The sequence below is a fragment of the Oceanobacillus luteolus genome (genome assembly GCF_023715655.1).
Lineage (GTDB): Bacteria > Bacillota > Bacilli > Bacillales > Amphibacillaceae > Oceanobacillus > Oceanobacillus luteolus.
Map to the genome: position 1 here is coordinate 77,347 of NZ_JAMBON010000004.1, position 24,286 is coordinate 101,632.

28 protein-coding genes and 1 other RNA gene are annotated in these 24,286 nt (G+C 38.9%); 11 read left to right on the forward strand and 18 right to left on the reverse strand.

The window, feature by feature from the left end:
- Positions 1 to 44 precede the first annotated feature (44 nt).
- Together M3210_RS05025 and M3210_RS05030 are read right to left on the reverse strand one after the other, a co-directional pair.
- Complete coding sequence (locus M3210_RS05025) at positions 45 to 677, reverse strand: response regulator transcription factor (RefSeq protein WP_251512167.1); 633 nt, start codon at positions 675 to 677, stop codon at positions 45 to 47.
- A 1-nt stretch (position 678) separates the two neighbouring features.
- On the reverse strand, positions 679 to 1,761 hold the full coding sequence (locus tag M3210_RS05030) for a sensor histidine kinase (RefSeq protein WP_251512169.1): 1,083 nt from the start codon (positions 1,759 to 1,761) through the stop codon (positions 679 to 681).
- Positions 1,762 to 1,938: 177 nt separating this feature from the next.
- Between M3210_RS05030 and M3210_RS05035 the strand changes: the two genes are divergently transcribed.
- Entirely contained in the window at positions 1,939 to 3,033 is a 1,095-nt protein-coding gene (locus M3210_RS05035; protein ID WP_251512171.1) for an SDR family oxidoreductase, read from the forward strand.
- A 4-nt stretch (positions 3,034 to 3,037) separates the two neighbouring features.
- Here the strand turns inward: M3210_RS05035 and M3210_RS05040 are convergent, their stop codons facing one another.
- From M3210_RS05040 to M3210_RS05060, 5 genes are all read right to left on the reverse strand, one after another.
- Positions 3,038 to 3,442 carry a hypothetical protein gene (locus tag M3210_RS05040; RefSeq protein ID WP_251512173.1) on the reverse strand — a complete coding sequence of 135 codons (405 nt, stop codon included), beginning with the start codon at positions 3,440 to 3,442 and terminating at the stop codon, positions 3,038 to 3,040.
- A 190-nt stretch (positions 3,443 to 3,632) separates the two neighbouring features.
- Positions 3,633 to 3,819, reverse strand: a non-coding RNA gene (ssrS, locus tag M3210_RS05045) — 6S RNA.
- A gap of 53 nt (positions 3,820 to 3,872) precedes the next feature.
- Positions 3,873 to 4,577, reverse strand: a complete 705-nt coding sequence (locus M3210_RS05050; RefSeq protein WP_251512175.1) for a CBS domain-containing protein — start codon at positions 4,575 to 4,577, stop codon at positions 3,873 to 3,875.
- Positions 4,578 to 4,707: 130 nt separating this feature from the next.
- Positions 4,708 to 4,959 carry a hypothetical protein gene (locus M3210_RS05055; protein ID WP_251512177.1) on the reverse strand — a complete coding sequence of 84 codons (252 nt, stop codon included), beginning with the start codon at positions 4,957 to 4,959 and terminating at the stop codon, positions 4,708 to 4,710.
- A gap of 13 nt (positions 4,960 to 4,972) precedes the next feature.
- Positions 4,973 to 5,404, reverse strand: a complete 432-nt coding sequence (locus M3210_RS05060; protein ID WP_251512179.1) for an OsmC family protein — start codon at positions 5,402 to 5,404, stop codon at positions 4,973 to 4,975.
- A 183-nt stretch (positions 5,405 to 5,587) separates the two neighbouring features.
- On the opposite strand from M3210_RS05060, the gene M3210_RS05065 reads away from it, so the two are divergent.
- The 4 genes from M3210_RS05065 to cydS all read left to right on the forward strand — a co-directional run bounded on the left by M3210_RS05065 (position 5,588) and on the right by cydS (position 9,102).
- Complete coding sequence (locus M3210_RS05065; RefSeq protein ID WP_251512181.1) at positions 5,588 to 6,364, forward strand: NRDE family protein; 777 nt, start codon at positions 5,588 to 5,590, stop codon at positions 6,362 to 6,364.
- A gap of 292 nt (positions 6,365 to 6,656) precedes the next feature.
- Positions 6,657 to 7,985, forward strand: a complete 1,329-nt coding sequence (locus M3210_RS05070; RefSeq protein ID WP_285853587.1) for a cytochrome ubiquinol oxidase subunit I — start codon at positions 6,657 to 6,659, stop codon at positions 7,983 to 7,985.
- Positions 7,973 to 8,983 carry a cytochrome d ubiquinol oxidase subunit II gene (locus tag M3210_RS05075; RefSeq protein ID WP_251512185.1) on the forward strand — a complete coding sequence of 337 codons (1,011 nt, stop codon included), beginning with the start codon at positions 7,973 to 7,975 and terminating at the stop codon, positions 8,981 to 8,983. The genes M3210_RS05070 and M3210_RS05075 overlap by 13 nt, the downstream gene beginning before the upstream one ends.
- Positions 8,984 to 8,988: 5 nt before the next feature.
- Positions 8,989 to 9,102 (forward strand): cytochrome bd oxidase small subunit CydS family protein, encoded by a 114-nt coding sequence (cydS, locus tag M3210_RS20685; protein ID WP_379597380.1) that lies wholly within the window; start codon positions 8,989 to 8,991, stop codon positions 9,100 to 9,102.
- 449 nt (positions 9,103 to 9,551) lie between these two features.
- On the opposite strand, the gene cydC is transcribed toward cydS, so the two are convergent.
- Positions 9,552 to 11,267, reverse strand: coding sequence for a thiol reductant ABC exporter subunit CydC (gene cydC / locus M3210_RS05080; RefSeq protein ID WP_251512187.1), 1,716 nt, complete (start codon positions 11,265 to 11,267; stop codon positions 9,552 to 9,554).
- Positions 11,264 to 12,994, reverse strand: coding sequence for a thiol reductant ABC exporter subunit CydD (cydD, locus tag M3210_RS05085; RefSeq protein WP_251512190.1), 1,731 nt, complete (start codon positions 12,992 to 12,994; stop codon positions 11,264 to 11,266). The genes cydC and cydD overlap by 4 nt, the downstream gene beginning before the upstream one ends.
- A gap of 182 nt (positions 12,995 to 13,176) precedes the next feature.
- Here cydD and M3210_RS05090 point away from each other — a divergent pair, with 182 nt between their 5' ends.
- Together M3210_RS05090 and M3210_RS05095 are read left to right on the forward strand one after the other, a co-directional pair.
- On the forward strand, positions 13,177 to 13,803 hold the full coding sequence (locus M3210_RS05090) for a TetR/AcrR family transcriptional regulator (RefSeq protein ID WP_251512192.1): 627 nt from the start codon (positions 13,177 to 13,179) through the stop codon (positions 13,801 to 13,803).
- Between the two features lies 1 nt (position 13,804).
- Positions 13,805 to 14,482, forward strand: coding sequence for an MBL fold metallo-hydrolase (locus M3210_RS05095; protein ID WP_251512194.1), 678 nt, complete (start codon positions 13,805 to 13,807; stop codon positions 14,480 to 14,482).
- A gap of 98 nt (positions 14,483 to 14,580) precedes the next feature.
- Here M3210_RS05095 and M3210_RS05100 read toward each other — a convergent pair whose 3' ends face one another.
- Positions 14,581 to 14,799, reverse strand: coding sequence for a YdbC family protein (locus M3210_RS05100; protein ID WP_251512196.1), 219 nt, complete (start codon positions 14,797 to 14,799; stop codon positions 14,581 to 14,583).
- Positions 14,800 to 14,814: 15 nt separating this feature from the next.
- Entirely contained in the window at positions 14,815 to 15,249 is a 435-nt protein-coding gene (locus M3210_RS05105; protein WP_251512198.1) for a universal stress protein, read from the reverse strand.
- A 152-nt stretch (positions 15,250 to 15,401) separates the two neighbouring features.
- Here M3210_RS05105 and M3210_RS05110 point away from each other — a divergent pair, with 152 nt between their 5' ends.
- Together M3210_RS05110 and M3210_RS05115 are read left to right on the forward strand one after the other, a co-directional pair.
- On the forward strand, positions 15,402 to 16,442 hold the full coding sequence (locus M3210_RS05110) for a C45 family autoproteolytic acyltransferase/hydrolase (RefSeq protein ID WP_251512201.1): 1,041 nt from the start codon (positions 15,402 to 15,404) through the stop codon (positions 16,440 to 16,442).
- Between the two features lie 82 nt (positions 16,443 to 16,524).
- Positions 16,525 to 17,079 (forward strand): beta-class carbonic anhydrase, encoded by a 555-nt coding sequence (locus M3210_RS05115; RefSeq protein WP_251512203.1) that lies wholly within the window; start codon positions 16,525 to 16,527, stop codon positions 17,077 to 17,079.
- 67 nt (positions 17,080 to 17,146) lie between these two features.
- Here the strand turns inward: M3210_RS05115 and M3210_RS05120 are convergent, their stop codons facing one another.
- A complete protein-coding gene (locus M3210_RS05120) occupies positions 17,147 to 18,544 on the reverse strand; it encodes an MDR family MFS transporter (RefSeq protein ID WP_251512204.1) in 1,398 nt (465 codons plus the stop codon).
- Between the two features lie 176 nt (positions 18,545 to 18,720).
- Here M3210_RS05120 and M3210_RS05125 point away from each other — a divergent pair, with 176 nt between their 5' ends.
- Positions 18,721 to 19,251, forward strand: coding sequence for a YusW family protein (locus tag M3210_RS05125; protein WP_251512207.1), 531 nt, complete (start codon positions 18,721 to 18,723; stop codon positions 19,249 to 19,251).
- Positions 19,252 to 19,437: 186 nt separating this feature from the next.
- Positions 19,438 to 19,974: a GNAT family N-acetyltransferase gene (locus M3210_RS05130; RefSeq protein ID WP_251512208.1), complete on the forward strand. Its 537-nt coding sequence runs from the start codon at positions 19,438 to 19,440 to the stop codon at positions 19,972 to 19,974.
- 137 nt (positions 19,975 to 20,111) lie between these two features.
- On the opposite strand, the gene M3210_RS05135 is transcribed toward M3210_RS05130, so the two are convergent.
- The 6 genes from M3210_RS05135 to M3210_RS05160 form a co-directional block, all read right to left on the reverse strand.
- Entirely contained in the window at positions 20,112 to 20,669 is a 558-nt protein-coding gene (locus tag M3210_RS05135; protein WP_251512209.1) for a 5-formyltetrahydrofolate cyclo-ligase, read from the reverse strand.
- A gap of 12 nt (positions 20,670 to 20,681) precedes the next feature.
- The gene (locus tag M3210_RS05140) at positions 20,682 to 22,358 is read right to left on the reverse strand and encodes a formate--tetrahydrofolate ligase (RefSeq protein ID WP_251512210.1); all 1,677 of its coding nucleotides are present in this window, start codon (positions 22,356 to 22,358) and stop codon (positions 20,682 to 20,684) included.
- Between the two features lie 103 nt (positions 22,359 to 22,461).
- Positions 22,462 to 22,944: a GNAT family N-acetyltransferase gene (locus M3210_RS05145; RefSeq protein ID WP_251512211.1), complete on the reverse strand. Its 483-nt coding sequence runs from the start codon at positions 22,942 to 22,944 to the stop codon at positions 22,462 to 22,464.
- A gap of 34 nt (positions 22,945 to 22,978) precedes the next feature.
- Positions 22,979 to 23,143 (reverse strand): hypothetical protein, encoded by a 165-nt coding sequence (locus M3210_RS05150; RefSeq protein ID WP_251512212.1) that lies wholly within the window; start codon positions 23,141 to 23,143, stop codon positions 22,979 to 22,981.
- A gap of 74 nt (positions 23,144 to 23,217) precedes the next feature.
- The gene (locus tag M3210_RS05155; protein WP_251512213.1) at positions 23,218 to 23,772 is read right to left on the reverse strand and encodes an SLOG family protein; all 555 of its coding nucleotides are present in this window, start codon (positions 23,770 to 23,772) and stop codon (positions 23,218 to 23,220) included.
- A gap of 73 nt (positions 23,773 to 23,845) precedes the next feature.
- Positions 23,846 to 24,277, reverse strand: coding sequence for a spore coat protein (locus tag M3210_RS05160; protein ID WP_251512214.1), 432 nt, complete (start codon positions 24,275 to 24,277; stop codon positions 23,846 to 23,848).
- Between the last annotated feature and the right edge of the window lie 9 nt (positions 24,278 to 24,286).

The window sequence follows — 24,286 nt, forward strand, 5'->3', positions numbered from 1 at the left end:
TATTTCAGGTGAATGGATAACTTCCGACAAACTAACGACAACTTTTAGGAAATGTCATGTTTTACTGCATAAATTGCCAGCTGTGTACGGTCCCTCAACTCCATTTTTTGGAGGATGTTTGTAATGTGGTTTTTTACTGTCCCCACTGATAAATAAAGCTCATCGGCAATTTCTTTATTTGTTTTGCCTTCTCCAACCAGCTTTGTAACGAGTAGTTCACGTTCTGTCAGTTCCACTTGCATTACGGGTTTTTCTGATCTTTCGAGTAGGCGTGGCATTACTTTTGCCGCAACTTCATCATGCAGGGTCAATCCTCCCTTGGCAGCACTATACACTGCTTCAATTAATTTTTCAGGAGCAGCCGTCTTTAACAGAAAGGCGCTTGCTCCCTCTTTCAACGCCTCATATGCATATTCTTCATCATTGAACGTCGTCAACATGAGAATCTTTACATCCGGGAAATCTTTACGTATGATTCGCGTTGCTTCAATTCCGTTCATCTTCGGCATCCGGATATCCATCATGATCATATCAACGGGAGAGCTCCTTACAATATCAATTGCCTCTTCCCCATTCGTTGCTTCATAAGCGACTTTGATGTTTTCATCCTGTTCCAGTATCATTTTTAACCCTTGCCGGACAATCGCTTGATCTTCCACTAATAACAAACGCCACATGTCAATTCCCCCCTTTACTTAAAGTACCAGTGACGATAAACTGATTTTCAGTTTGATAGATATGTATATTTCCGTTCAGTTCCTCTACTCGTTCTTTCATATTCTTTAGACCAAAGCCCATTGTAAATGGCTTTGGACGTCGGATATTATTACTGATTTCAAATTGGATATCATCCGTGGCCGATTTACTTAAGATAACCTGAGCATCCCTCGTATCACCATGACGCATAATATTAGTGAGGGCCTCTTGAATCACCCGGTAAAGTACCACACTCATTTCATTTGTTATCGGTACAGATAATACACCCTGTTTCAAAGTAAATTGAACAAGTAAATGGCTTTCCGCTTCGAGCTTTCGAATTAAATGTACAACTGCAGCTATCCCTTCACTTTCTTCGGTTTGCAGTGCTTTTACTGCGGTCCGGGTATCCTCCAGACTTTCTTTAGCCATTTCCTTTAACTCTTCATAAGCTGGATGTTTCTCTTGAATATGAAGCATCTCCAACTTCATAATCAATGCAGTCAACCGATGACCTACAGAATCATGAATGTCTCGTGCTATCCTGGTTCTTTCTTCAAGTCTGGCGTTACGCTCAGCACTAGTGTGGAGACGTTTCAAAATGCGATATTCACTAAGCAGCTCTTCGTAGATTTCCTGTTGCTCTCTTCTATCCGTATACATTTGGTTGATCATCACACTTAAGAAACTAACAAAACCAGTTAGTAATACTAGCTCAAACATCATATTATCTATAAAACTTAGTACAAACAGAATGACACTCAATTCAATAATAATGCTGATATGTCCCTTCCTGTTCATGCGGAAAGATGCATCGATAACAAGGAACGATAATAAGACTGCAACAGAAGTTACATCTTCTATTAAGTAGTATCCATGTATCGCTGATAACAGTAGTAATACACTATATTTCCAAACAAGGAATTTCGGAATCGTCAATAAAAAATAAATTCCCAGGGACAATGCGAAGAATATATTACTTAATGAAGGAAAGTTGCTATATACGATTAACATATACACCCATAAAAAACTGAATACGATTGTCCGTAACCAAAAAATCCCCATTTTTACCATCCTTTATTACTATTATAGCTGACGTTTCCTTTTTTCTTGCATTATGGATAATAAAATTTGAAATCCATATTGATGTCATCTCCCACTTCATGTAAGTCATCAGTATGAAAGAAAATTATAACAATTGCTGATATACTAAAGACAAATACAGCTGATAGGGGGAATACAATGGAAGATTCTATCTTCATCACAGGATATCCAGGATTTCTTGCACAAAATTTAGTAGAACAAATCATAAAAGATCATGGTCAAACTATCCAAAATATCTACCTTCTCGTTCTACCGAAAGAAATGGAAAAAGCTCAAATTGAATTAAATCATTTCACATCAAGAACAGCAACAGACAGGAACATATTCACCATTGTCCCAGGAGATATTACAAAGACAGGTCTCGGTATGATAGAGGAAACTGCTAAAGAAATCGAGAACTCGGTCACACATCTGTTTCATTTAGCAGCGATATATGACTTAGCTGTTCCTGAATCCCTTGCATATGAAGTGAATGTCCACGGTACAAAGCTAGTGACGGAGTGGGCTCGTAAAATTACACAATTGAAACGTTATGTATATTTTAGCACAGCATATGTTTCAGGAACGAGAGAAGGAAGAATTTACGAAACCGAGCTACAGATGGGACAATCATTTAAAAATCATTATGAAAGAACGAAGTACGAAGCAGAAATCATTGTAGAAAAGGCGAAGGTTGACCTTCCTACGACCATCATCCGTCCCGGAATAGTAAGAGGTCATTCGCAAACGGGAGAAACAACCAAGTTTGACGGTATCTATTTTATGCTGAATTTATTCGATCGACTTGCCCTTTCACCAGTACTCCCATATCTTGGAGATGGTCATGTGGAAGGTAATTTTGTACCTGTTGATTATGTATTGAAAGCAAGTAGTTACCTTGCCTTTCAAAAAGTGGGCATCGGTAAAACATATCATCTCACCGATCCTGAACCCTACTCCATGAGACAGCTGTATCAAATGCTTGCTGAAAGCTATCTTGGAAGAGAGCCAAAAGGACAGATTTCCCTTGAGTTGGCAAGTCTTCCGCTGAACTTTTCCAACATAAAAAAATGGTTGAAAGTAGAAAAAGAAGCATTAGCATATTTTAAAATAGATTCATCCTATGATTGCACACAAGCAGTTACGGACCTAAAAGATGCTGACATCGTTTGTCCAGATTTTAAAGTATCGATTTATTCGATGATAGATTTTTATCGGAAATACAAACATGATTATAATAAACATATTTTATAAGTGCTCAACCGCTTTTACTATCTTGATTTGATCCTTCTGATGGAGAGGTTTTTATCTTTACCAATATATTTTTTACGGTATCTTTAACTTTTGGTGATTGGTAAAGGTAGATGCCTCCCTTTATCATTAAAAATAAAAGCCACCCAACCAAAAAAACATGTATAATAACGACAATACGTGCCCAAGTATTTCCTGCACTCATCTCCTCGGTAATATACCCAAAAGCTTCTTTGGTTGCGTTACCTTGAACTACAAAAAGAAATGTGAGCAGCGGGGCAAGTAATGAAAAAATGAGGGAAATGACCGCTGGTATACGATATTTATTCATCACCCAAAAAATCGCGCCGGTCAACAGCCCTATAAAGATGAAAATGATATAAAAAATGATTTCAATGGATAAACTGCCCATTATATCCACTCCTAACTACTAAAAATTACTTCCTTTCTATAAATTATAGGTGTATTAACTATTTATGTCTACGTATAAAATAATTATTTTTAAGAAAATTTCTAAACATTCCCACAAGAGCGAGGAATGTTATTAATCAAACAAAAAAGACTAGCCTCAAATGGAGACTAGCCTTTCAATTATTATGTAGGTACAGGCCACAATTGCCGTATTTCTGAAATAAAAAGTTTTAAACCACCACTTCTCACAAGTGGGTGTTTGCAGAAACCTTCCTGTCTTCCGTTCAGCGACGGCCCGACATTCGAGCTCCAATATAAAACTCCCTATTCATCATTTAGAGGTTAAAACTTAATTCCATACGAACATTGTAGCTTGTATCCTTATATTACACCTTCTCATTTATAAATGCAATAGTAAATTTCTTACATTTCTACACATGTTGGACACCGATAATATCTAGATTCGTTATAATACCTATGAGTTTTTCCGTCTCGATCCCATTATTTGTAATGAGTAAAGCTTCCAATCGATTGCCTCTGCCAAATTGCTTTTTAAAAATATCAACTGCCTCTAGTACGGAAGTATTTGCGGGGATAAATCGATAGTTGTCATTCGTTTCATAGTCCAACACTTCTTTCACAGTTGCATCTTCTGGAAGTTTATTTCCTCTATACATATTCCCAGCGAGCCAAAATGCTATTGCGCGCTGACTAATTAAACCCTTGAATTTTTGCTCATGATAAACCGGAAACTTAGTCACTTTCTTTTCATGTATCAATGCTAAAAGTTTCGTTAGTCGTTCAGTCTCCTGAAGGTAAATAACTTCCTTAATAAATTGCGGTGATACCAGCCTTGGTTGGAGGAGTTCTTTTTCAATACATTCAATTCGACTTACTGTAGAACCATGCGGTTCTGCGATGGCATACGTCATATCAACTTTATTATGTACAATTGCATTTCTGAGTTCTGCAAATTCCAAAAGATCATCACTATACCTGCCGATTATCGCATTTCGATGCTTCAGCATATGTACCATTTTTGAAAAACCTAAATTACGGCCATTATTTATAATTTCCTTCATCTTTTTTTCAATCCGGTTGAATGCAGTCAAAAAACGTTCCGAATTCCGATACATTTCGATTCTCCTATATAATAGATATCATTAAATCCAAGTATAAATTAGTTGAGTTTCTTAGACTAGTATAATGGAAGCCCACGATAGAAATAAAAAATGGGACTGGAGGTTCTGAGACCTCCATATCCCACTATACCATGTAAATAACTAGTGCAATAAGTGATGCTAGAGTTGCAATAATATAAATCCAAGTAAGTAATGGTATGTTTGTTTTCCATGATGTTCTCTCATACTCCAATGAGCGGTTAAATTCATCTTGGAAAGTTTCACTGCTTTCTTCATAAGCCTTTTGTTTTTGTTCTTCTTCCTTTAGAACCCGGTAGGTGATTACAGTTGCCACTAAACATACGACAATAATTAATCCAACTGTAAATGCGTTCAAGATTTCTTCCCCCTTAATCAAGCTCCACTATTTTCTTTGCTCCTCCATTCAACGAATAACTCGCCTTCAGGGTAGCATTTAAAGAGTAAGCAACGGAGCAATATTTATTTAATGATAACTCAATCGCTCGATACAATTTCTCCTCAGCGATATCCCCTGAAATCGTATAATGTAAATTTATCGTTGTAAAGCGTCTTGGATGGCTTTGCGCCTTATCTCCTGTTGCCTGGACAGTAAAATTTTCAGGCGTAAGCTTCATTTTCTCTAATATAGAAATAATGTCCATCCCGGTACAACCAATCACTGCGCCTAGCAGCATTTCAGTTGGACTTGCACCTTGATTTCCCCCACCAAACTCAGGAACAGCGTCTGTAATTAATTGATGCCCAGAGGCTGTCATTCCAGTAAATAACCGTTTACCTCGCCAATCCATTTTTAATTCCAAGAAAATCACCTCTTCATCTGTACACTGCATCTTTATATTACACGATAATTGGATAATTAATTCTTACCTCCATTACACCACAACTAACCTTAAAATGCTATTTACTTTTTAATTATTCGTTTAAATCTTTTTATTGGAGCAGTAAAAAGCCAAAGCGTATAATAGTAATGAGAGGTGATTTCGATGTGTTTAATCCATTTTAATATACAAGGACATCCAAACTATAACTTGATTGTCGCTGCAAATCGTGATGAATTCTACAAGAGACCAACAGAAAAAGCTCATTTCTGGCCAGATGCACCACATTTATTGGCTGGACGTGATCTGGTGCAGAAAGGAACTTGGCTCGGCATTACAAAAGAAGGACGTTTTGCAGCCTTGACGAACATTCGGGATTTATCCTTGGAGGGAAAAGATAAGAAATCACGTGGTGCAATCGTCCGTGGCTTTTTAACTTCTACCGATTCCCCTGTCGACTACCTAACTAAAATCAGTCAAGAAAAAGACACATATGCTGGATTTAATATACTTGTCGGTAATTCCCAGGAACTTTTCCATTACAATAATATTGAAGATAAGATTGTACAAGTAACACCAGGCACCCATAGCTTAAGTAACGCATCTTTAAATACCCCTTGGCCAAAAGTTATAAAAGGAAAAAAGATGCTTGGAGATTATTTTCGACAATCTGACAAAATAAAGACCGAACACCTCTTCCAAATACTAGAAAATAATGAACAAGCACAGGATTCACATCTGCCAAATACGGGTATTGGGTTAGAGATGGAACGTCAACTATCTGCTTCATTTATTAAAACACCGGAGTATGGCACACGATCTGCAACGGTCTTACTTATTGACCGAAACAACCAGGTCATCTTTAAAGAGCGGACATACAAAAAAGGCATTCTAGTTGGAGAAGAAGAATTCTCATTTTCAATTCCAACTTCTACAGCTTAATTGCAATGTATTTCACAATCTTTTGCGTTCTGTACCATGGCAATAACCCACTTTTATTACAAGTGATAATTCATGAAAAATGGTGCATAATAAAACAACAGGGTTTGAAAAATTGTCATAAGTACATAGGATTATCCTGTTAGAAATACGTTACAATAGAGAAACAAAATAGTTTTTACTATGTACGCAGTAAAAACTGTTTTTCCTTATGTTCAATACTACACGAACTTAACGCGCAAATGAAAAGGAGGAAAAACAAGTGATATTTGATGATCCCGTATTCGCAAGCAGGATGTTGACCTTATTGACCTTATCCGTGCACATACTCTATGCCACAGTTGGGGTCGGGATTCCACTGATGATTATAATTGCCCAGTGGATAGGAATTAAAAAGAATGATAACCACTATATCTTAATGGCACGACGCTGGGCACGTGGGTTTGTCATTACAGTTGCTGTAGGGGTCGTAACCGGTACAATTATTGGTCTGCAGCTCTCACTTCTGTGGCCAAACTTTATGGAACTTGCTGGTAATATCATTGCACTTCCGCTATTCATGGAAGTCTTTGCCTTTTTCTTCGAAGCAATATTCTTAGGGATTTACCTTTATACTTGGGATCGCTTCGAAAATCAAAAGAAACATTTTCTTTTACTGATTCCAGTCGCTCTCGGTGCTGGTATGTCAGCTTATTTCATAACGGTGGTAAACGGCTTTATGAACGCCCCTCAAGGATTTGATATCGTTGATGGCACACTCGTAAACGCGAACCCCGTACTAGCTATGTTCAACCTGGCAGCACCTACAAAAGTTGCTCACGTACTTGCAACAGCCTATATGACATCAGCCTTTATTCTTGCTACCATTGCAGCCTTTTGTTTAATTAGAGGCTCTAAGCAGGCTTATCATAAAAAAGCACTTCATATGACAATGAAAATCGGGCTTATATTCTCTATTGCAGCAGCATTGATTGGTGATTTCTCTGGTAAATATTTGGCAGAGTATCAGCCGGAAAAACTCGCAGCTGCAGAATGGCATTTTGAAACAGAACGTGGTGCACCACTTGTGATGTACGGTGTACTTGATGAAGAAACTCAAGAAGTGAAATATGGCATTAAGATTCCTTATGCATTAAGTATTTTAGCATTTGGCTCGCCTAATGCTGAGGTAATTGGTCTTAATGAATTTCCGGTTGAAGAACAACCACCGCTTGAAGTCCATTACTACTTCGACATTATGGTTACGATTGGATCGTTTATGATTGTGGTGGCACTTCTTTACTGGTTTGGAATGCGACAAGGCTATAGTTTCGTTACTAGTAAATGGTTCCGTTGGATCATCGTCCTTGGCGGACCACTATCCATGCTAGCGATCGAGGCGGGTTGGTGGCTTGCTGAATTTGGACGTCAGCCTTGGATTCTTCGAGGAATAATGACAGTTGACCAAGCTGCAACTTCAAGTGATTATGTTGGTCACATGTTTGTTCTATTCGCCATACTTTATGCGATATTAATGATAGGTACGCTAGTCATTTTACGTAAGATATTTGCTAACAATCCTGTTGAAAAAGAACTAGCTAAACTGGATGCTGAAAAAGGTGGTGGACAGACATGGAAATCCTAGGTATTTCTGTACTTTGGACGTTTCTTTTTGGTTATGTAATTCTCGGTTCCATAGACTTTGGCGCTGGATTCTTCAACGCATACAGTATCTTTACTGGAAAAGAGCGGGTCCTGTCGAAAATAATTCAACGTTACCTTTCTCCAGTTTGGGAAGTAACGAATGTATTCTTTGTATTCTTTTTTGTAGGGATTGTAGGATTCTTCCCGCAATCAGCCTTCTACTTTGGAACGATTCTCCTTGTACCAGGAAGCATCGCTTTAATTCTGATGGCTATCCGCGGATCGTATTATGCTTTTGAATCCTACGGTACAAAAGGACATAAAGGTTATGCCTTCATGTACGGTTTGGCTGGCTTATTAATCCCAGCTTCTCTATCCGTTGTTCTTGCAATTGCTCAAGGTGGCTTTGTCGAAATCGTCGAAGGTTCCCCTGTTCTTGATTATTTCGCATTGTTTACAAGTCCACTATCATGGTCAATTGTTGTACTCGCACTTGTAGCGGTACTCTATATTTCTGCAGTATTCCTTACTTGGTATGCAGACAAAGCAAAAGATGCGGATGCAAGGGATTTAATGCGAAAATATGCGCTCTTCTGGGCTGTTCCATTGATTGTAGCAGCTTCAGGGATTATCATTGAGCTCTACTCGCATAATCGTGCACTGTTCGATGGGATTATGAATTTATGGTATATGTTTGCAATTTCCTTTGTACTCTGGGCATTGACTGTATGGTTCATTTGGAAAAGAAGGAACTATACGACAGCTGTGTGGTTACTCATTGGCCAGTTTGCTTTTGCGTTCTATGGGTATGGAATAGCGCATTATCCATACTTGCTCTATCCACACTTATCTATTTATGAGGGGTTCACCAACCAAGCAATGGCCATCTCACTAGTAGTGGTGTTTGTACTTGGCCTTGCGCTCTTGATTCCATCACTCTACCTGTTGGTTCGATTATTCCTTTTCGATAAGGATTACATCCAAGGAAATAAGGAGTGAACGAGATGTTTAATGATTTTCTTATGTTTGTGGCCCCAGGCCTTACGATCGTCGCAGCCATTGCACTTGCTTTTGTATTTGCAAAATATGATGATGTTGTACGTGAGGATGAGGAATAATAATTAAAAAAGTGATTGCCGGAAAAGGGCAATCACTTTTTATTTTGTCATTAAATGCAATTCATAAAATAAATGGGATAAATAGGGCTCTATTGACATGAACCAGATGATTTTACTTAGCCATACGACATGAAAGGCTTCCTCTGGTCATGAACGTGATGATTCGCATTGGATTCGTGACATGAGATGGCTCCTCTAGTCATAAATGGGAAAATTCGCATTGAATACGTGACATGAGATGGCTCCTCTAGTCAAGAACGAGAAGATTCATATGAGATTCGTGACATGAGAAGGCCTCTCTGGTCATGAATGAGAAGATTCATATGAGATTCGTGACATGAAAAGGCTCCTCTGGTCATGGACGGGAAGATTCGCATTGGATTCGTGACATGACCAAGACTCTCTTGTTATAAAAAAAGATTTCCTAGGTTTCTTCACGACTTGATGTCCTATCCCTGAAATACACTTTGTTCAATTTGTTTCAGTTCATAAAAATAGCCCTGTTTTTGCATTAAATCTTCATAATTTCCTACCTCGACGACTTTACCATCTTCCATCACGATGATCTGATCCATTTTTTCCAGACCATTTAATCGGTGGCTAATGAGAACAAGTGTATCATTCGCTGCCAATTGAAACAGCTCTTCATAAATCTTCGCTTCGGTTAAGGAATCCATGGATGATGTCGGCTCATCCAACATCCAGATAAATGAGTTTTTCAACATAGCCCTCGCTATTGCAAGCCTCTGCTTTTCACCACCGGAGAGGTTTGCACCTTTTTCCAAAACTTGACTATTCAATTGAAGATGCTCAAGTTCTACTTTTTTAAGAACATCTTGCAATTCTTCATTTGTAGCATTTTCGGAAGCAATCGCTAAATTATCTTTGACTGTGCCGAAGAAAAAGTGATTCTCCTGTAAAACAACATTCGAATGCTTCCAGATGCTTTCTTTGTCGATATCATTAATATCTTGGTGATTTAAGAGAATTTCTCCAGCATCCACTTTATTAAAGTTTAGTAATAGGCTGAGTATCGTTGATTTACCCGAACCGCTCGGCCCAACGATGGCTGATTTAGTCCCAACTGGAAAACTTAGATTAATGCCATTTAACGTTTCCCGCTCCTCATCAGGATATGAAAAAGAGACATTTTTCATTTCTATGGTTGGCGACGAGTTTATGTCCAGCACTTCTGTTTCCTTTTCTACAGAAACTTGCGTTCCTACAACAGATTCCAGCCTTTTAGCCGCTCGCCTGTTATCTTCTAAATGGCTCGGAAAAATGGCCATTGATGTTGTATTCTCAAAAACAGTCAGAGAAATCATCAGTAGCATAGCAAGAAAGATGCCATCCAAACTACCTTGTGCAATTAAATAGGCCCCAACTGCCAACACTACAACCGATATAACAAGTGAAATAAATGTATTCACAGATTCATTATACAGATGATGTATTCCGGCTTTTTCTTGTTCCTTCACATAATCCTCCGCTATTGCTTCCAACGATTCTTCTTTTTCATCCAACTGCTGGTATATTTTCAAATCACGGAACCCGTAAAACAGCTCGGTAACTTCTGTGGATAATCTGCCTCTTTCTTCACGCAGCCCTTGATCGACTTTTCGTTGTCTCCAAGCGAAGAATGCAGGAATGAGCACAGTCGTCAAGATAAATCCAGTGAAAATAATAAGCGCGTGTACCCATGAGAAAAAAGCGGTAAAGAAAATGGTGCATAAAAATACGAGCAAGAGAACGATTGGCGGATAGAAGACCCTTAAGAAGAAGTTCTGCAAAGTTTCTACATCTCCGACAATCCGTGCTAAAAGATCTCCGCTCCGGAATTTCTGGAATATCCGTGGAGCAAGTGGTTCCAACCTTTCATAGAAAGATACACGAATATTACTGAGCATTGTAAATGTCCCACGATGGGAATAGTATCTTTCTCCGTAACGACTGACTGCGGAAATGATTCCTAATAATTTCACAGTCGCCACAAGAATCATCAACGTATAAATCGGTGGAGCGAATGCAGCTTGAGAAATCAGGTACCCACTAGCTGAAAACAATCCAACTGCTGTAATTCCACCAATAAAACCACAAATGACGGATAGTAAGATATCTTTTTTCTCTTTAAACAGTAAACGGATGATGACGGATAGATCCTTCATTCCCGCTCACCTCCTTGCTGCAGAGTTACCATGGAGCGGTATTGGGAATTGGATTCTAACAACTCTTCATGACTTCCAATTGCGGCTATTTCTCCTTCTTCCATTAATAGAATTTGATCTGCATGTTTAATGGTGTGTAAACGATGAGCTACTGTAATAATGATAGCTTCCTTTCCAAGTTCTTGAATCGATGTTTGGAGGACTTTCTCCGTACGTAAATCCAGGCCGGTTGTCGGCTCATCAAAAAGAACAATGGAAGGTTTTTTTAAGAAGGCACGCGCTAAAGCAATCCGTTGCTTCTCTCCTCCTGAGAGTCCGCGACCAGCTTCTCCGACTTGTGTGTCATACCCTTTTTCAAGGGTTGCCACTAGTTCGGATATTCCAGCCTTTTCTCCTGCAGCTTCTATCTCTGCGCGTGTAGCATTTTTCCTTCCACCAATCGCAATATTTTCAGCAATGGTACCCGAAAATAGGTATGGATGTTGCGAGATATAGCTGAGCTCATTGAACCAGTCCGCTTCAAGATAATGTGACCTGGATTTTCCATTGATATATATTTCCCCATCTGCATATGGAACAAGTCCAGCAATCACATGAAGCAATGTCGATTTTCCCGCACCTGTTTTCCCGATGATCGCTATCTTTTGATAAGGTTCAATTATAAGAGAGATATCATTTAATGAAAAATTGCCTTCATCATATTTAAAGTTAATATGCTCCAATTCAATCATAGGAGGTTCTGTCAACTGAATAGCAGCCTTCCCCCATTCTACCGGTGAATCAGGAGCTTCCAATTCACCTTGTAACTTATTGAATGCTCCCATGCTTCCTCTCCCTGTATGAAAAGCACTACCAAGATCTTTCAATTTATTATAAAATTCTGGAGCGAGTACGAGCATGAGAAAACCAGTGAAAAAGCTGATATCCTGGAAAATAATCAATCGGATTGCCACTTCGAGTGCTATCAACCCCATACTAAGCATGGAAATGAATTCGAGTGCGAGTGAGTTGGCAAAAGCAGTTTTGAGGACTACCATAGTCGCATCCCGAAATTGAAGACTGCTTTCTTTTATTTCCTCTCTTTGTTCTTTAGAACGGCCATATAATTTCAGTGTTGTTAATCCTTGAAGAGTATCAAGGAATTTACCAGAAAAAGCAGCCATCTTATCTAGTTGCTCCTCCGATTTATCTTTCGTATTAAAACCAATGATAATCATAAATATTGGAATAAACGGAGCAGTAATTAGAATGATGACACCAGTCATCCAATGTTCCGCGAATATCATTGCAAGTAATAAAATTGGAATGATCAATGATTGAATCACTTGTGGGATGTAGCTGCTATAATAATCATCCACCTCATCAACCGTATCCATCATGACGCTAACCTTTTCCCCAGATTTCTCATACATCGCAGCTTGCATATTCGTCCGAGCATATTTATTCAATAATTTTTTTCGTAAATCTTGCTTCACCGTTGCAGCAAGTTGCACCCCAATTTTGCCATTCAAGTAGTTGAAGACGGTACGTCCTAATAATGCAACTAGTAAAAATAATATATACGAAACAAGTTCAGCGAATGCTGTACCTTGCAAGAATGCTTTATCAACAATCAGCACAAGAAGATAAGCTTGTGCGATAATACTGATTCCACTCAGAACGGAAAAAATAGTCATGCCTATCAATTTTCCCCGGTGTTCTTTTGCGATCTCTCTCATTCCGTTCATCCTTAACCTCCTCTCAAGAAGTGAACTCTTTCACATAAGTATACCCGAAATGCACCGGTTCAGTACAAGAGAAGGTCCTAAGTTAACAAAGCTGTCGAATTTAAGAAATTTGCATTTACTAACCATTGGTTATAAAATGAATATAACCAATGGTTAGTAAATGAGAGGAAGTGAGATCATCTATGTCAGTGCACGAACGGAAATCAGATAGAACGAAAGAACAAATCTTAGGAGCAGCTGGAGAGCTGTTTTCCACAAAAGGCTTCGATTCTGTAACAATTAGACAAATTGCCAAAAAGGCCGGTTGCTCACATACGACAATTTATTTATATTTCAAAGACAAAGAAACCTTACTCCACCAACTATCAAAGCCCCCATTAGAGAAGCTGTACAATGAAATCGTAAAAATTTCAGCAAAAGATTCATCTCCGTCAGAAAGGTTAAATAGATTAAGCCAATCATATATCTTATTTGGTTTAACATATAAAAATATGTACCGTGTCTTCATCAACACAGAAGCTTCTCGAGTTGACGAAGAAGAACCAGAATTGGAGATCAATAAACTACGTCAATCCATATTTGCTGAATTAGAAAAAGTGATTGCACAATTCCTTTCCATTTCAAAGGGAGAGGAGTCACTATTGTTCACGAGAGTATTTTTCTATACCCTTCATGGAATCGTAACTACGTACCTGGATAGTAACGAATCGGTAGATGAATTATATAATCGATTGAAACTGACATTTGAGGCTGCAGTGGAAAGCTTACTTTTAGGTTTTCAAGCAAAATTAGATCTGGGGGTTGAGTAAGGTGAAAGTGAAAAAGGTTTCTGAACATATATGGAGTTTAAAAATTTGGGTAGGCTTCCGTATTCATGTATGGCTTGTAGTAGATAAAGATGGAGTAACCCTCGTTGATGCGGGCATTTCCATCATGAGTAATACTATCATGAAACAAATTGAGTCATTGAATGCTGGACCATTAAAACGAATCCTATTGACACATGGCCATGCTGACCATGTTGGAGCCATTAAGAAAATTATCAAGAAATTTGATGTTCCTGTATACGCACATCGAATAGAAATACCATATACGGAAGGAGAGCTGCCCTATCCTCGAAGAAATAAAGCCCAACAACTACTTCCAAAAGAACTTCTCCAACCACTCGAAGAAGAGGAAAATGGTGTACTGCTTCCTATTGGTAACTTAAAACCTTACCATACTCCAGGTCACTCTCCTGGTCATGTCGTTTACTATCATGAAGTAGATCGTGTCTTACTTGCAGGAGATCTATTTACGACGAAAAAAGGAGAATTGAGAGGTCCTATTTCCGTGTTTACAGCAGATATGGTGCAAGCAGTGGAAAGCAGCACCATCATTCAAGAGCTAAACCCAGTAAAGCTTGAAGTTTGTCATGGTGATTCTATTATAGATCCCGCCAATCAATACACGGATTATCGCAAGAAGATGGAGAAAAAATATTACTGAGGAAAGTTGTTCTCGTCACTGCTGTGAATATATTAAAAAGGATAAGCAGGATCTGCTTATCCTTTCAAAAAATGGAACATACAGGAGAGCGCAATTCTCTAACTGAAGTTTTCAAGAGTTTGTTTCAATTGAAGCAATTCTTCTTTTGTCAGCGTTATGCCTTTCCCCATTTTTTCATGATCTGGAGCCCAATCTCTTAAATCATACTTCGGCTTCCGACCATTCCAACTGATCAAGTTCAATTCCTTCGTCCAACCTTTTGTAGATTCTGATATAACTGCAATGGTCTCTATAATTTCATATTGGATTCCTGCCACGACTATCACTCCGTTCTATTTAATGATTAATACTTGGCACTTTGCCCGTTGTACGATTGTCCCGCTTACACTACCAAGAAACAGCTTTTGTAAATTACTTAGGCCGCGGTGACCTACTATAATCATGTTAATATCATTCTCTTCCGCAAAATCACATAATGCTAAGGCTGGGTTCTTCTGTGAAAAGTCTGTAATAATCTCAGTCTCTACTACCTGACCTGAAGCTTGCAGTTCCTCTTTTATATTTTCTAAGCGAGGATAAAGGATTTCTGCATCCTTCATGGATAAGTTTCCAGCCACTGCAGTAGTATTACTTGATATCCCCGGGGTCACTACTGTTACGACATAAATCTTTGTATCCTTAACTAATTTTGCCTGAACTTTTGCTTCCTCAATTGCTTTCTTACTCAACTCAGAACCGTCATAGGCAACAAGGATTTTGCGCACCATCTCTTCATCTCCCTTACTCTTCCTTTATATTTTACCAACAACGAATCCTTTCTACAAACAAAGGTAGAGCACTTTGTTTCCTTCTTTTTAAAGATTCTAGTATGCTTCTGAGTAAATGTATGGTCAAATTGACAAATAAATGAGGGATCATCATGAAACAGGTTGTTAGCGATATCGTCCAATTCCGCGGGAGTCATTATGAGTTTGGAATTCATCAAGCAAAATTACTACAACGCTCCCCCATTCTTACAGCCCGAAAAAGACAGTGGGATAAGCGAACTTCCCGGCATTTCATCGTCAATGAAGAAAAAATCAAAGTAATCTTTCAACATTTCAGTCCAGAAATTTGGGAAGAGCTGATGGGTCTTGCAGATGGATTGGACATGAGCATAAAAGAAGCAGTCCGTGAATTTGGCGGCTATTATTTTGAATACGGTAAAAGCGGTTGTTCCATCTTAATGGGAAATGACTATATGATACGGAATTATGATAATGACCCGATCACCTATGAGGGGCGTTATGTATTATATGCACCAACAGATGGTGGCTATGCAACGATAGGGCCCTCCATGCAGATTACAGGCCGAACGGATGGCCTCAACGAAAAAGGGCTCGCGGTTGGATATAATTTCGTGAATAGGCTGAGATCTGACGATGGATTTGTATGTAACATGATAGGAAGGCTCATACTTGAAAAATGTGCAACTGTTGAAGAAGCAGTCAAACTATTAGAGGAGATTCCTCACAGACACTCCTTTACCTATTCACTTGTGGATAACACCGGTAGAAACGTAGTAGTGGAAGCTTCCGCAACGGAAGTACTGGTAAGGGAAGGAACTGTTTGTACGAATCATTTTGAGAACTTGACGAAAGAAAACCGCTTTCGAATGGATGATTCATTACGTCGGTATCAAGAGATAGAGAAACAGCAGAGCACGATTGTAAATATGTATGATGCATACAAGATATTAAATGATACAGACAAAGGTGTCTTCTCGAAAAAATATGGGGCGTGGGCTGGAACAATCCACACAACTGCATATTCACCTGAAAGTCTGCATGCTTGGATAGCACTTGGAGGAGACCGCCTGCCTTTTATTATCGACTTCAATAAATGGCTTAATGGGAAAAATATAAATGTCAAACAAGTGAAGGGAGAGCTTGATGCAACCAATGGTTTTATTAACCGTTAACTGAAGATATCATTTTACACTATTCTTTATCACTGTTTATATGATATATTTTATAAAAAGATAAAGGATAAGGAGAAATATTATGAGCTTACAAGATTTACTAGATTTTAATGAAAAGTTTGTTGCAGATAAAAGTTATGAGGCCTATCGGACAGATAAATTTCCGAATAAAAAAATGGTGATATTCACTTGCATGGAGTCGAGGTTACTGGAGTTATTACACCGAGCATTAAACCTGCAAAATGGTGATGCTAAAATAGTGAAAAATGCAGGAGCGATTATCCGTAAGCCATTTGATAGTATTACGAAAAGCATTCTCGTGGCAGTGTATAAACTAAAAGCTGAGGAAGTTGTCGTCATTGGACATCATGATTGCGGGATGTCGAATGTCGATATTGATGCGTTAAAACAAAGTATGCTTGATCGCGGCATCAGTCTCGATCGCATCGAAACATTAGAAAATAGCGGTATTCATTTAGATGAGGAATTCCACGGCTTTACCACTGTCGAGGAATCAGTAATGCAAAGTGTCGGTATCATCCGCAGACATCCTCTATTACCTGAAGGTATCAAGGTTCATGGTTTAGTAATTGACCCGGAAACTGGGAAAGTGGATGTCGTTACAAGAGACGAATAAACCTCTAAGGCAGAAGCATTCCTTCGAGTAATTAAAAATGTCAGGGCTTATATGCCCTGACATTTTTTTATTTTCGATCTCTAATATAAAATGAGAGGATGAGCCCCAGCAAAGCAATAGCTCCTGCAAATACGAAGGATATATTCACCCCACGAATCATTCCCTCAATCCCCTTTTCTGGAATCGTAAAAGTAGTCATAATAGTAATCGGCAACGCCGTACCAATCGAACCTGATACTTGTCGGAGCGTGTTGTTAACGGCTGCTCCATGAGATATCAATTCAGTCGGCAGTACGTTCAGCCCTGCTGTAGTTACCGGCATCATGACCATGGAAATACTAGCCATCCGTAAAGCATGGACAACGGAAATATAGACAAATGACGTCTCTGGGGTAAGGACGGCAAACATGAATGTCGAAACAGTTAAAATAAACATTCCTGTAATGGACAGCCATTTTGCACCGAACCTGTCAAAAAGTCTACCTGTGATTGGATTTAAGATTCCTTGGATAACTGCACCGGCAAGTAGTGCAAGTCCTGATTCGAAAGCTGAAAACCCGAGCATCGTCTGCATATACAGTGGTAAGATTATTGCCGCTCCAATCACTGCAATAAATGTAATCATACCGATAATGGTCGTAATGGTAAACATTTTATACTTCATCACCCGAAACTCTAAAATCGGTTGTTTTAATTTAAATTGACGAGTGATGAACCAGATGAGTGTAATCGTACCGATTAGAAATCCGAGAATGACCTTTGCACTTCCCCATCCTGCGCTTCCAGCCATACTGAACGCATAAAGGATTCCACCAAAACCAAAAGTTGAAAGAATAATGGATAAAACATCCAATTTCGGATTTGTCAGTTTCGTAACATTTTTTAACACAAAATATGCGAGGATGATATCAATGATCGCGATCGGCAGGATCATCCAAAATAGCCAGCGCCAGGATCCTGCTTCAACAATATAACCCGCAAGAGACGGACCAATCGCCGGAGCAAATGCTATGACAAGACCAAACATCCCCATCGCTGAACCACGTTTTTCTATTGGGTAGATGAGCATCAGAATGGTTTGCATCAGCGGCATCATAATCCCTGCACCTGAAGCCTGTAAGACCCTCCCTGCTAGTAATAATTCAAAGTTAGGTGATACAGCTGCTGTAAGAGTTCCTAATGAGAATAAAACCATTGCAGTTAAAAAGAGTCTTCTAGTGGTAAATCGACCAATAAGAAATGCTGTAATTGGTATCATAATCCCGTTTACAAGCATAAAGACCGACTGCAGCCATTGGACTGTATTTTCGGTCAAGTTTAAGTCGGTCATTATTTTAGGTAATGCTGTACCAAGTAATGTTTGATTCAGTATTGCTACAAACGCACCAGATATAAGCACGATAACTAATGGAATACGGTTGAATTCCTTCCCATTACTATCTTCTGGCATATGACGATCTCCCATGTTTATTTCCTTCTTCCTTATAACTATTGATACTTACGAGTAACTCATAATTCTACCATTACTTTACATGCTTAACAATTTTTAAGTTTTATTTTAGAATGTATTAGTGAATGTAGTTTACTATCCCCCATTTTTGGATACGTTATAAATATCACTACAAAAAAGGAGTTAACACTATGAAAAAAATACTTATGCTACTTACCATTACAACCTTAATTGGAATCCTTGCTGCATGCGGGGACAACGATGAAGTGACAGAACAACCACAAAACAACGATACAGCTACAAACGAAGAAACAGATACAACTACCGAAGAGAATACGGATAATAATGCAACGGACGATACGAATACAAATGATAACAATGATTCTGCTGCGACGGATTCAAATTATATATTTAGAAGCTTCGACTTAGAAGTTGATATTGAAAATGACGATGATGCCATCGATGTAGATTACGATGATGACCGCGACGACAATGAAATCGAAGCGTCATACGAGAATAAACCAGAAAATATTAACTTAAGCGGAAACGAAGCGATGGATGAATTAGACAGTATCTTTACAGCCTTTCAATTTGATGAAAACTCATCGGATGAAGAAGTACTCAGCGAAGTACTTGAGGCATTTAACATTCCAGAAGACGCTGCTAAAGTAGACCTCGAAATTGAATATGCCAATGGTACTGAAAAAGAATATAGAAGATAAATTAAAAAGCATTCAGATGAGGCCATAAACTCCCCGCCTGGATACTAGTTGAATATATTACGTAAAGCCTAACCCCACTTGCATTGGACTTGTTTCCGGTATAGTGGGGTTAAACTTTTCCTCTTACTAAATATGCCCTTCTTTTAGGGCTTATTTTTTATGGTATATTTGTACAGGGGTGAGGAAATGACTATTTTTAAAAATGGGGATTGGTTGATTCGTCATGTCGAGGAAAGTGACCAGCATCTGCTGGTAAAATGGCTCCGTGATCCAAGAGTGCTTGAATACTATGAGGGCAGAGACAAGCCGTATGATTTGGAAGCTGTTAATTTTGAATTTATCAATGTGAAGGATCATATAGAAAGGTGCATCATTGAATATCAATCTGAAACAATCGGCTACATCCAAATCTATCCTTTGGATGCAGATACGCAAAAGATATACGGAATTTCCGGAAATGATTTCTATGGGATGGACCAGTTCATTGGTGAACCCTCTTACTGGAATAAAGGAATTGGGACCGAACTCGTCTCCTTGATTGCTGACTACCTCATTTCTGTACGTAAAGCTGAGCAAGTTTACATGGATCCACAGCTTAGAAATCCTCGAGCACTACGTTGTTATGAAAAAGCAGGATTTAAAAAAGTTAAACTTTTGCCGGAACATGAATGGCATGAAGGTAAATTTCAAGATTGCTGGTTGATGGTTTACCCGGGACAGTAGATTAGAGTTTTCAATTTAGTAGGTTATTGAACCAGGAAAATGTAGTCAATGTATTCTTCACTAGATTATTTCTATAACCACTAAACAGCGTGACACCTTATCTCGGTGCCACGCTGTTTAGAATTCATATTCATCTTCTATTTAATAAAGCCATTTTCAGTGATCAAATGTTTAACTGGAACGTCAAACGCTTCATTTGGCAGTTCTTCCATCAACTGTCCAGAATAAAGGATAGAGACTGTATCCCTTGAAAAGTCTGCAAGGAATCGATCATAATATCCACCACCAAAGCCAACTCGATAACCTCTTTTGTCATACAAAAGACCCGGGACAATGATTAAGTCAATGACATCTTTTTCTACCTTTGTGGTTTTATCGGGATTCGGTTCCATCAGGTTAAAGAAACTTTCTTCCAATTGATCGAAATTCTCCAACTGGTAAAAATCAAGCTTCTTCGCATCTGGAATACATTTAGGAACAACAATCGTTTTTCCATCTAGCCATCCTTTACGGATGATTGGTTCTGTATCCCATTCAAAACCGCCTGAAACAGTGATTCCAATTGTATCCGCCTGCTTCCAGAAATTTGATGAAGTCAAATGTTCGACTAATTGTCCACCTATTTTCGACCTTGTGTTGTCATCCATTCCAGTTAATATATCTTTTGCCTGCTTTCTTAAGGCTTTCTTATCCATTGCAGTCCCCCCTTAGAATAATCCGATAATATTACCTTCAGGAGTAACATCAATATTTTCTGCTGCCGGCTTCTTCGGTAATCCTGGCATCGTCATCACTCTACCTGTAAGAGCAACAAGGAATCCTGCTCCAGCTGATACTTTCACCTTTTGAATGGTGATATCAAAATTCTCTGGCGCACCTAACAAGCTTGGATCATCAGAAAGGGAATATTGTGTTTTTGCCATACAAACTGGTAATTTGCCATAACCTAAGTTCTCTAGACGAGCAATTTCACGTTCCGCTTCTTTGGATAGTTCAATTCCTTTTCCACCATAAACCTTCTGTACTAGTTTTTCAATTTTCGCTGTAATGGAATCCTCTAAATCATACGGATGGTGTAGCGTGCTTTCTGTTTCACAAAGCTTCACAACTTCATGAGCAAGTTCTTCTGCACCTTTTCCACCTTCAGCCCACACGTTGGAGAGAACGACACGGACTCCGATTTCCTCACATTTTTTCTTAATGACATTAATCTCTGCTTCCGTATCTGTCGGAAATTTATTAATCGCTACAACAGAAGGAATGCCAAAGACTTCTTGCATATTTTCAATATGTTTCAACAGATTCGGCAAGCCTAACTCGACAGCTTGGACATTTTCATTGTTTAAGTCCGTTTTAGCCACTCCACCATGCATTTTCAAAGCACGGACAGTTGCTACAATCACTGCTGCGTCTGGTGCAATTCCAGCCATTCTGCTCTTAATATCGATAAACTTCTCTGCACCAAGATCTGCACCGAAACCAGCTTCTGTAACAGTATAATCAGCGTATTTGAGAGCAAGTTTTGTTGCCATGATACTATTACAGCCATGAGCGATATTAGCAAACGGGCCCCCATGGATTAAGGCAGGCGTTTTTTCCAATGTTTGTACGAGATTTGGCTTTAATGCGTCTTTTAGGAGAGCTGCCATTGCTCCATGCGCATTCAACTCACCGGCAGTCACCGGCTCATCTTGATAAGTATAGCCAACAATGATATTCTTCAATTTTTCCTTCAGTTCTTCGAGATTGTTTGCGAGACAAAGGATAGCCATGATTTCAGAAGCAACGGTTATATCAAAACCATCTTCACGCGGAGTTCCATTTTTCTCTCCGTTCAGGCCGATTACAATATGACGCAGCTGTCTGTCATTCATGTCGACGACCCTTTTCCAAGTGATTTTTCTCGTATCAATGTTTAATGTATTACCTTGGTGGATATGGTTATCCAACATTGCAGCAAGAAGGTTATTCGCAGCACTGATCGCATGAAAATCACCAGTAAAATGGAGATTGATATCTTGCATCGGCACGACTTGGGCATATCCCCCACCTGCTGCTCCACCCTTCATCCCAAAGACTGGGCCAAGGGAAGGCTCGCGTAATGCAATCATCGTTTTCTTTCCAATCCGGTTCAAACCGTCACCCAACCCCACAGATGTTGTCGTTTTCCCTTCTCCAGCAGCAGTCGGGTTAATAGCAGACACGAGGATAAGCTTACCATCAGGTTTGTCACTCATCTTTTCGAAAGCTGTAAAATTCACTTTTGCTTTATAATTCCCGTAAAGTTCCAAATCCTCTGCAGCAAAACCAGCCTGCTCCGCAATTTCTTTAATTGGTGCCAATTCCGCCGATTCTGCGATTTCAATATCTGTTTTGTATGTCATAACATATCCCTCCTTTTTTCTTTTTATTTTTTTATGGAGTCAATAGGAACAACACTCAATTTTGAAATTTTCCAAAAAATGACATTGTCCTATTTTTAATAAGTTAATTTTTTAATGCCATTCGTATCGTATGTAAGGTATGACCATCTAATTCATTGTCAAACTCAGAAATCATTTGAAATCCTTTTTTCTTATAAAAGTTCAATGCATTCTCATTTTTGCGCTCGACATGAAGTGTGATTTCTTTTGCACCCAACTTTTCCATACCGATATTCAAAAGTCTGCTGCCAATTCCTTTACTTTGATATTCAGGTAATATGTAAATTGCATGTAAATGGCACTTTTTATCCGATTGTACTTTGGAATAGTTTGCAAAACCGACGATGTTCCCTTCCACTTCTGCTATAAAAATATAAGTCTTCCTTCGCCTTTTTAGTAACATTTTATCACTATAGGCCTTTGATAGGAAGCTCTCTTGGATATCCACCGGAATAATCCCAGCATAGGTTGCATTCCAGCTTGTCTTTGCAACAGTTTGCACGGCTGCAACATCTCTTCTTTTCATTTTTCGGATGCGTACGCTCATTTTATCACCTTGCCGTCTAAATTAACCATATCGATTATTTTTTATCTTTCATTCTCTCTGCATGATATTTCTCTAAAATTACCCTTCCGACTTCCGAGGAGTCCAGTCCTTTTTTAACAGCTGCTGCAATAACGAAATAAAGAACAATAAAAGGTACAATATATATAAATAATTGCATTAATGTCACTAAGAAATCCATATGTATTTCCTCCTCCTTTCTATTATACTTGTTTCTTTATAACGGTTCCATGTTTGGTTATAGCAATCTTTTTTTCAAGACCAATAATCAGGGTCGGACATGCGCAGCTCTTCTACAATATCATCTAGATCCAACGGAGTGATTAAATAGATCGGATAATCTTCAGATATTTTCTTTGCTGCATCATAGAAATATTTCACACTGCCAGGGAATTCTTCGTCCATTAAGATCAAGCTTGCATCACTTTTTTCAACAAACCATTGATTCTTTGCACGAAATTGATATGGTCCTTTGTAATCCCCAATATAAATAGGTTTGTAGAAATCAGCGACCATAATTATTTCCTGATATTTCTCCTGCAGTCCTTTCGGCCAACGCTTGTCCTGATTTTCAAATGCAGGAAACACAGCCAAATTGATGTCGTATTCTTCTTTTAAGTCCAGGACAATTTCAGCTGTCCAAAGCTCAACTCCCATTTGCCCCGATACAATTACCCACTCCAAGCCTTCTTCGATAAATTGTTTGATTCTTTTTTCGATAGCCGTTTTGATAATATGAACTTTCGGATCATTTTCTTTAAAGATGCCGAGTTCCAAGGATTTATAGCCTGTCACATGGAGTACTTTCATTACATTCACCTCATGCGTACAATATAAAAATAGGCTGGAAACGTTATTGTTCCAGCCTAATCCTACTACTATATTAACACCATTTCCCATGCTTATTCCAGTTTTTGCCGTGATGCATTCCGTAACCAGGTTGAGTAGCTCCCATTACTTGCCCTGGTCCTTGACCCATTCCGTATCCTGGTTGCATAGCGCCCATTACTTGCCCTGGTCCCATGCCATAACCTGGACCCATACAGCCAGGGCTAAACGCTCCTGCTACTTGGTTTGGAGTAGACGGGACTTCGAAAGACCCTCCGTATTGATCGACACTGTTAAATGTGTTTTGTACTGAAGTAGAGTGCGGAAAGAAATGTTTATTCTTTTGTAAATGATGATTCATAACTGTTGTGTGCGATGGATGAACATGATTTACAGTGCTTTCAGAGAACTGATTGACGCAATTATGCTTTGTTGGGTGTACAATTGTACATTCATGACAGCCACAGTGACGTCCATGACGACGCATAAGATTATC

Bases quoted from the DNA above. Each gene is read 5' to 3' on its own strand.
- cydD (WP_251512190.1), bottom strand. From the start codon at position 12,994: ATGAACGGAATGAGAGAGATCGCAAAAGAACACCGGGGAAAATTGATA.
- M3210_RS05145 (WP_251512211.1), bottom strand. From the start codon at position 22,944: ATGAGCGTACGCATCCGAAAAATGAAAAGAAGAGATGTTGCAGCCGTG.
- M3210_RS05105 (WP_251512198.1), bottom strand. From the start codon at position 15,249: ATGGTGCGCAAAATCCTTGTTGCCTATGACGGTTCTGAGTTGAGTAAG.
- M3210_RS05030 (WP_251512169.1), bottom strand. From the start codon at position 1,761: ATGGGGATTTTTTGGTTACGGACAATCGTATTCAGTTTTTTATGGGTG.
- M3210_RS05035 (WP_251512171.1), top strand. From the start codon at position 1,939: ATGGAAGATTCTATCTTCATCACAGGATATCCAGGATTTCTTGCACAA.
- M3210_RS05070 (WP_285853587.1), top strand. From the start codon at position 6,657: ATGTTGACCTTATTGACCTTATCCGTGCACATACTCTATGCCACAGTT.
- M3210_RS05065 (WP_251512181.1), top strand. From the start codon at position 5,588: ATGTGTTTAATCCATTTTAATATACAAGGACATCCAAACTATAACTTG.
- M3210_RS05090 (WP_251512192.1), top strand. From the start codon at position 13,177: ATGTCAGTGCACGAACGGAAATCAGATAGAACGAAAGAACAAATCTTA.
- M3210_RS05125 (WP_251512207.1), top strand. From the start codon at position 18,721: ATGAAAAAAATACTTATGCTACTTACCATTACAACCTTAATTGGAATC.
- M3210_RS05155 (WP_251512213.1), bottom strand. From the start codon at position 23,772: ATGAAAGTACTCCATGTGACAGGCTATAAATCCTTGGAACTCGGCATC.
- M3210_RS05160 (WP_251512214.1), bottom strand. From the start codon at position 24,277: ATGCGTCGTCATGGACGTCACTGTGGCTGTCATGAATGTACAATTGTA.
- M3210_RS05115 (WP_251512203.1), top strand. From the start codon at position 16,525: ATGAGCTTACAAGATTTACTAGATTTTAATGAAAAGTTTGTTGCAGAT.
- M3210_RS05050 (WP_251512175.1), bottom strand. From the start codon at position 4,577: ATGTATCGGAATTCGGAACGTTTTTTGACTGCATTCAACCGGATTGAA.
- M3210_RS05135 (WP_251512209.1), bottom strand. From the start codon at position 20,669: ATGGATAAGAAAGCCTTAAGAAAGCAGGCAAAAGATATATTAACTGGA.
- M3210_RS05140 (WP_251512210.1), bottom strand. From the start codon at position 22,358: ATGACATACAAAACAGATATTGAAATCGCAGAATCGGCGGAATTGGCA.
- M3210_RS05130 (WP_251512208.1), top strand. From the start codon at position 19,438: ATGACTATTTTTAAAAATGGGGATTGGTTGATTCGTCATGTCGAGGAA.
- M3210_RS05120 (WP_251512204.1), bottom strand. From the start codon at position 18,544: ATGGGAGATCGTCATATGCCAGAAGATAGTAATGGGAAGGAATTCAAC.
- M3210_RS05075 (WP_251512185.1), top strand. From the start codon at position 7,973: ATGGAAATCCTAGGTATTTCTGTACTTTGGACGTTTCTTTTTGGTTAT.
- cydC (WP_251512187.1), bottom strand. From the start codon at position 11,267: ATGAAGGATCTATCCGTCATCATCCGTTTACTGTTTAAAGAGAAAAAA.
- M3210_RS05040 (WP_251512173.1), bottom strand. From the start codon at position 3,442: ATGGGCAGTTTATCCATTGAAATCATTTTTTATATCATTTTCATCTTT.
- M3210_RS05025 (WP_251512167.1), bottom strand. From the start codon at position 677: ATGTGGCGTTTGTTATTAGTGGAAGATCAAGCGATTGTCCGGCAAGGG.
- M3210_RS05110 (WP_251512201.1), top strand. From the start codon at position 15,402: ATGAAACAGGTTGTTAGCGATATCGTCCAATTCCGCGGGAGTCATTAT.
- M3210_RS05150 (WP_251512212.1), bottom strand. From the start codon at position 23,143: ATGGATTTCTTAGTGACATTAATGCAATTATTTATATATATTGTACCT.
- cydS (WP_379597380.1), top strand. From the start codon at position 8,989: ATGTTTAATGATTTTCTTATGTTTGTGGCCCCAGGCCTTACGATCGTC.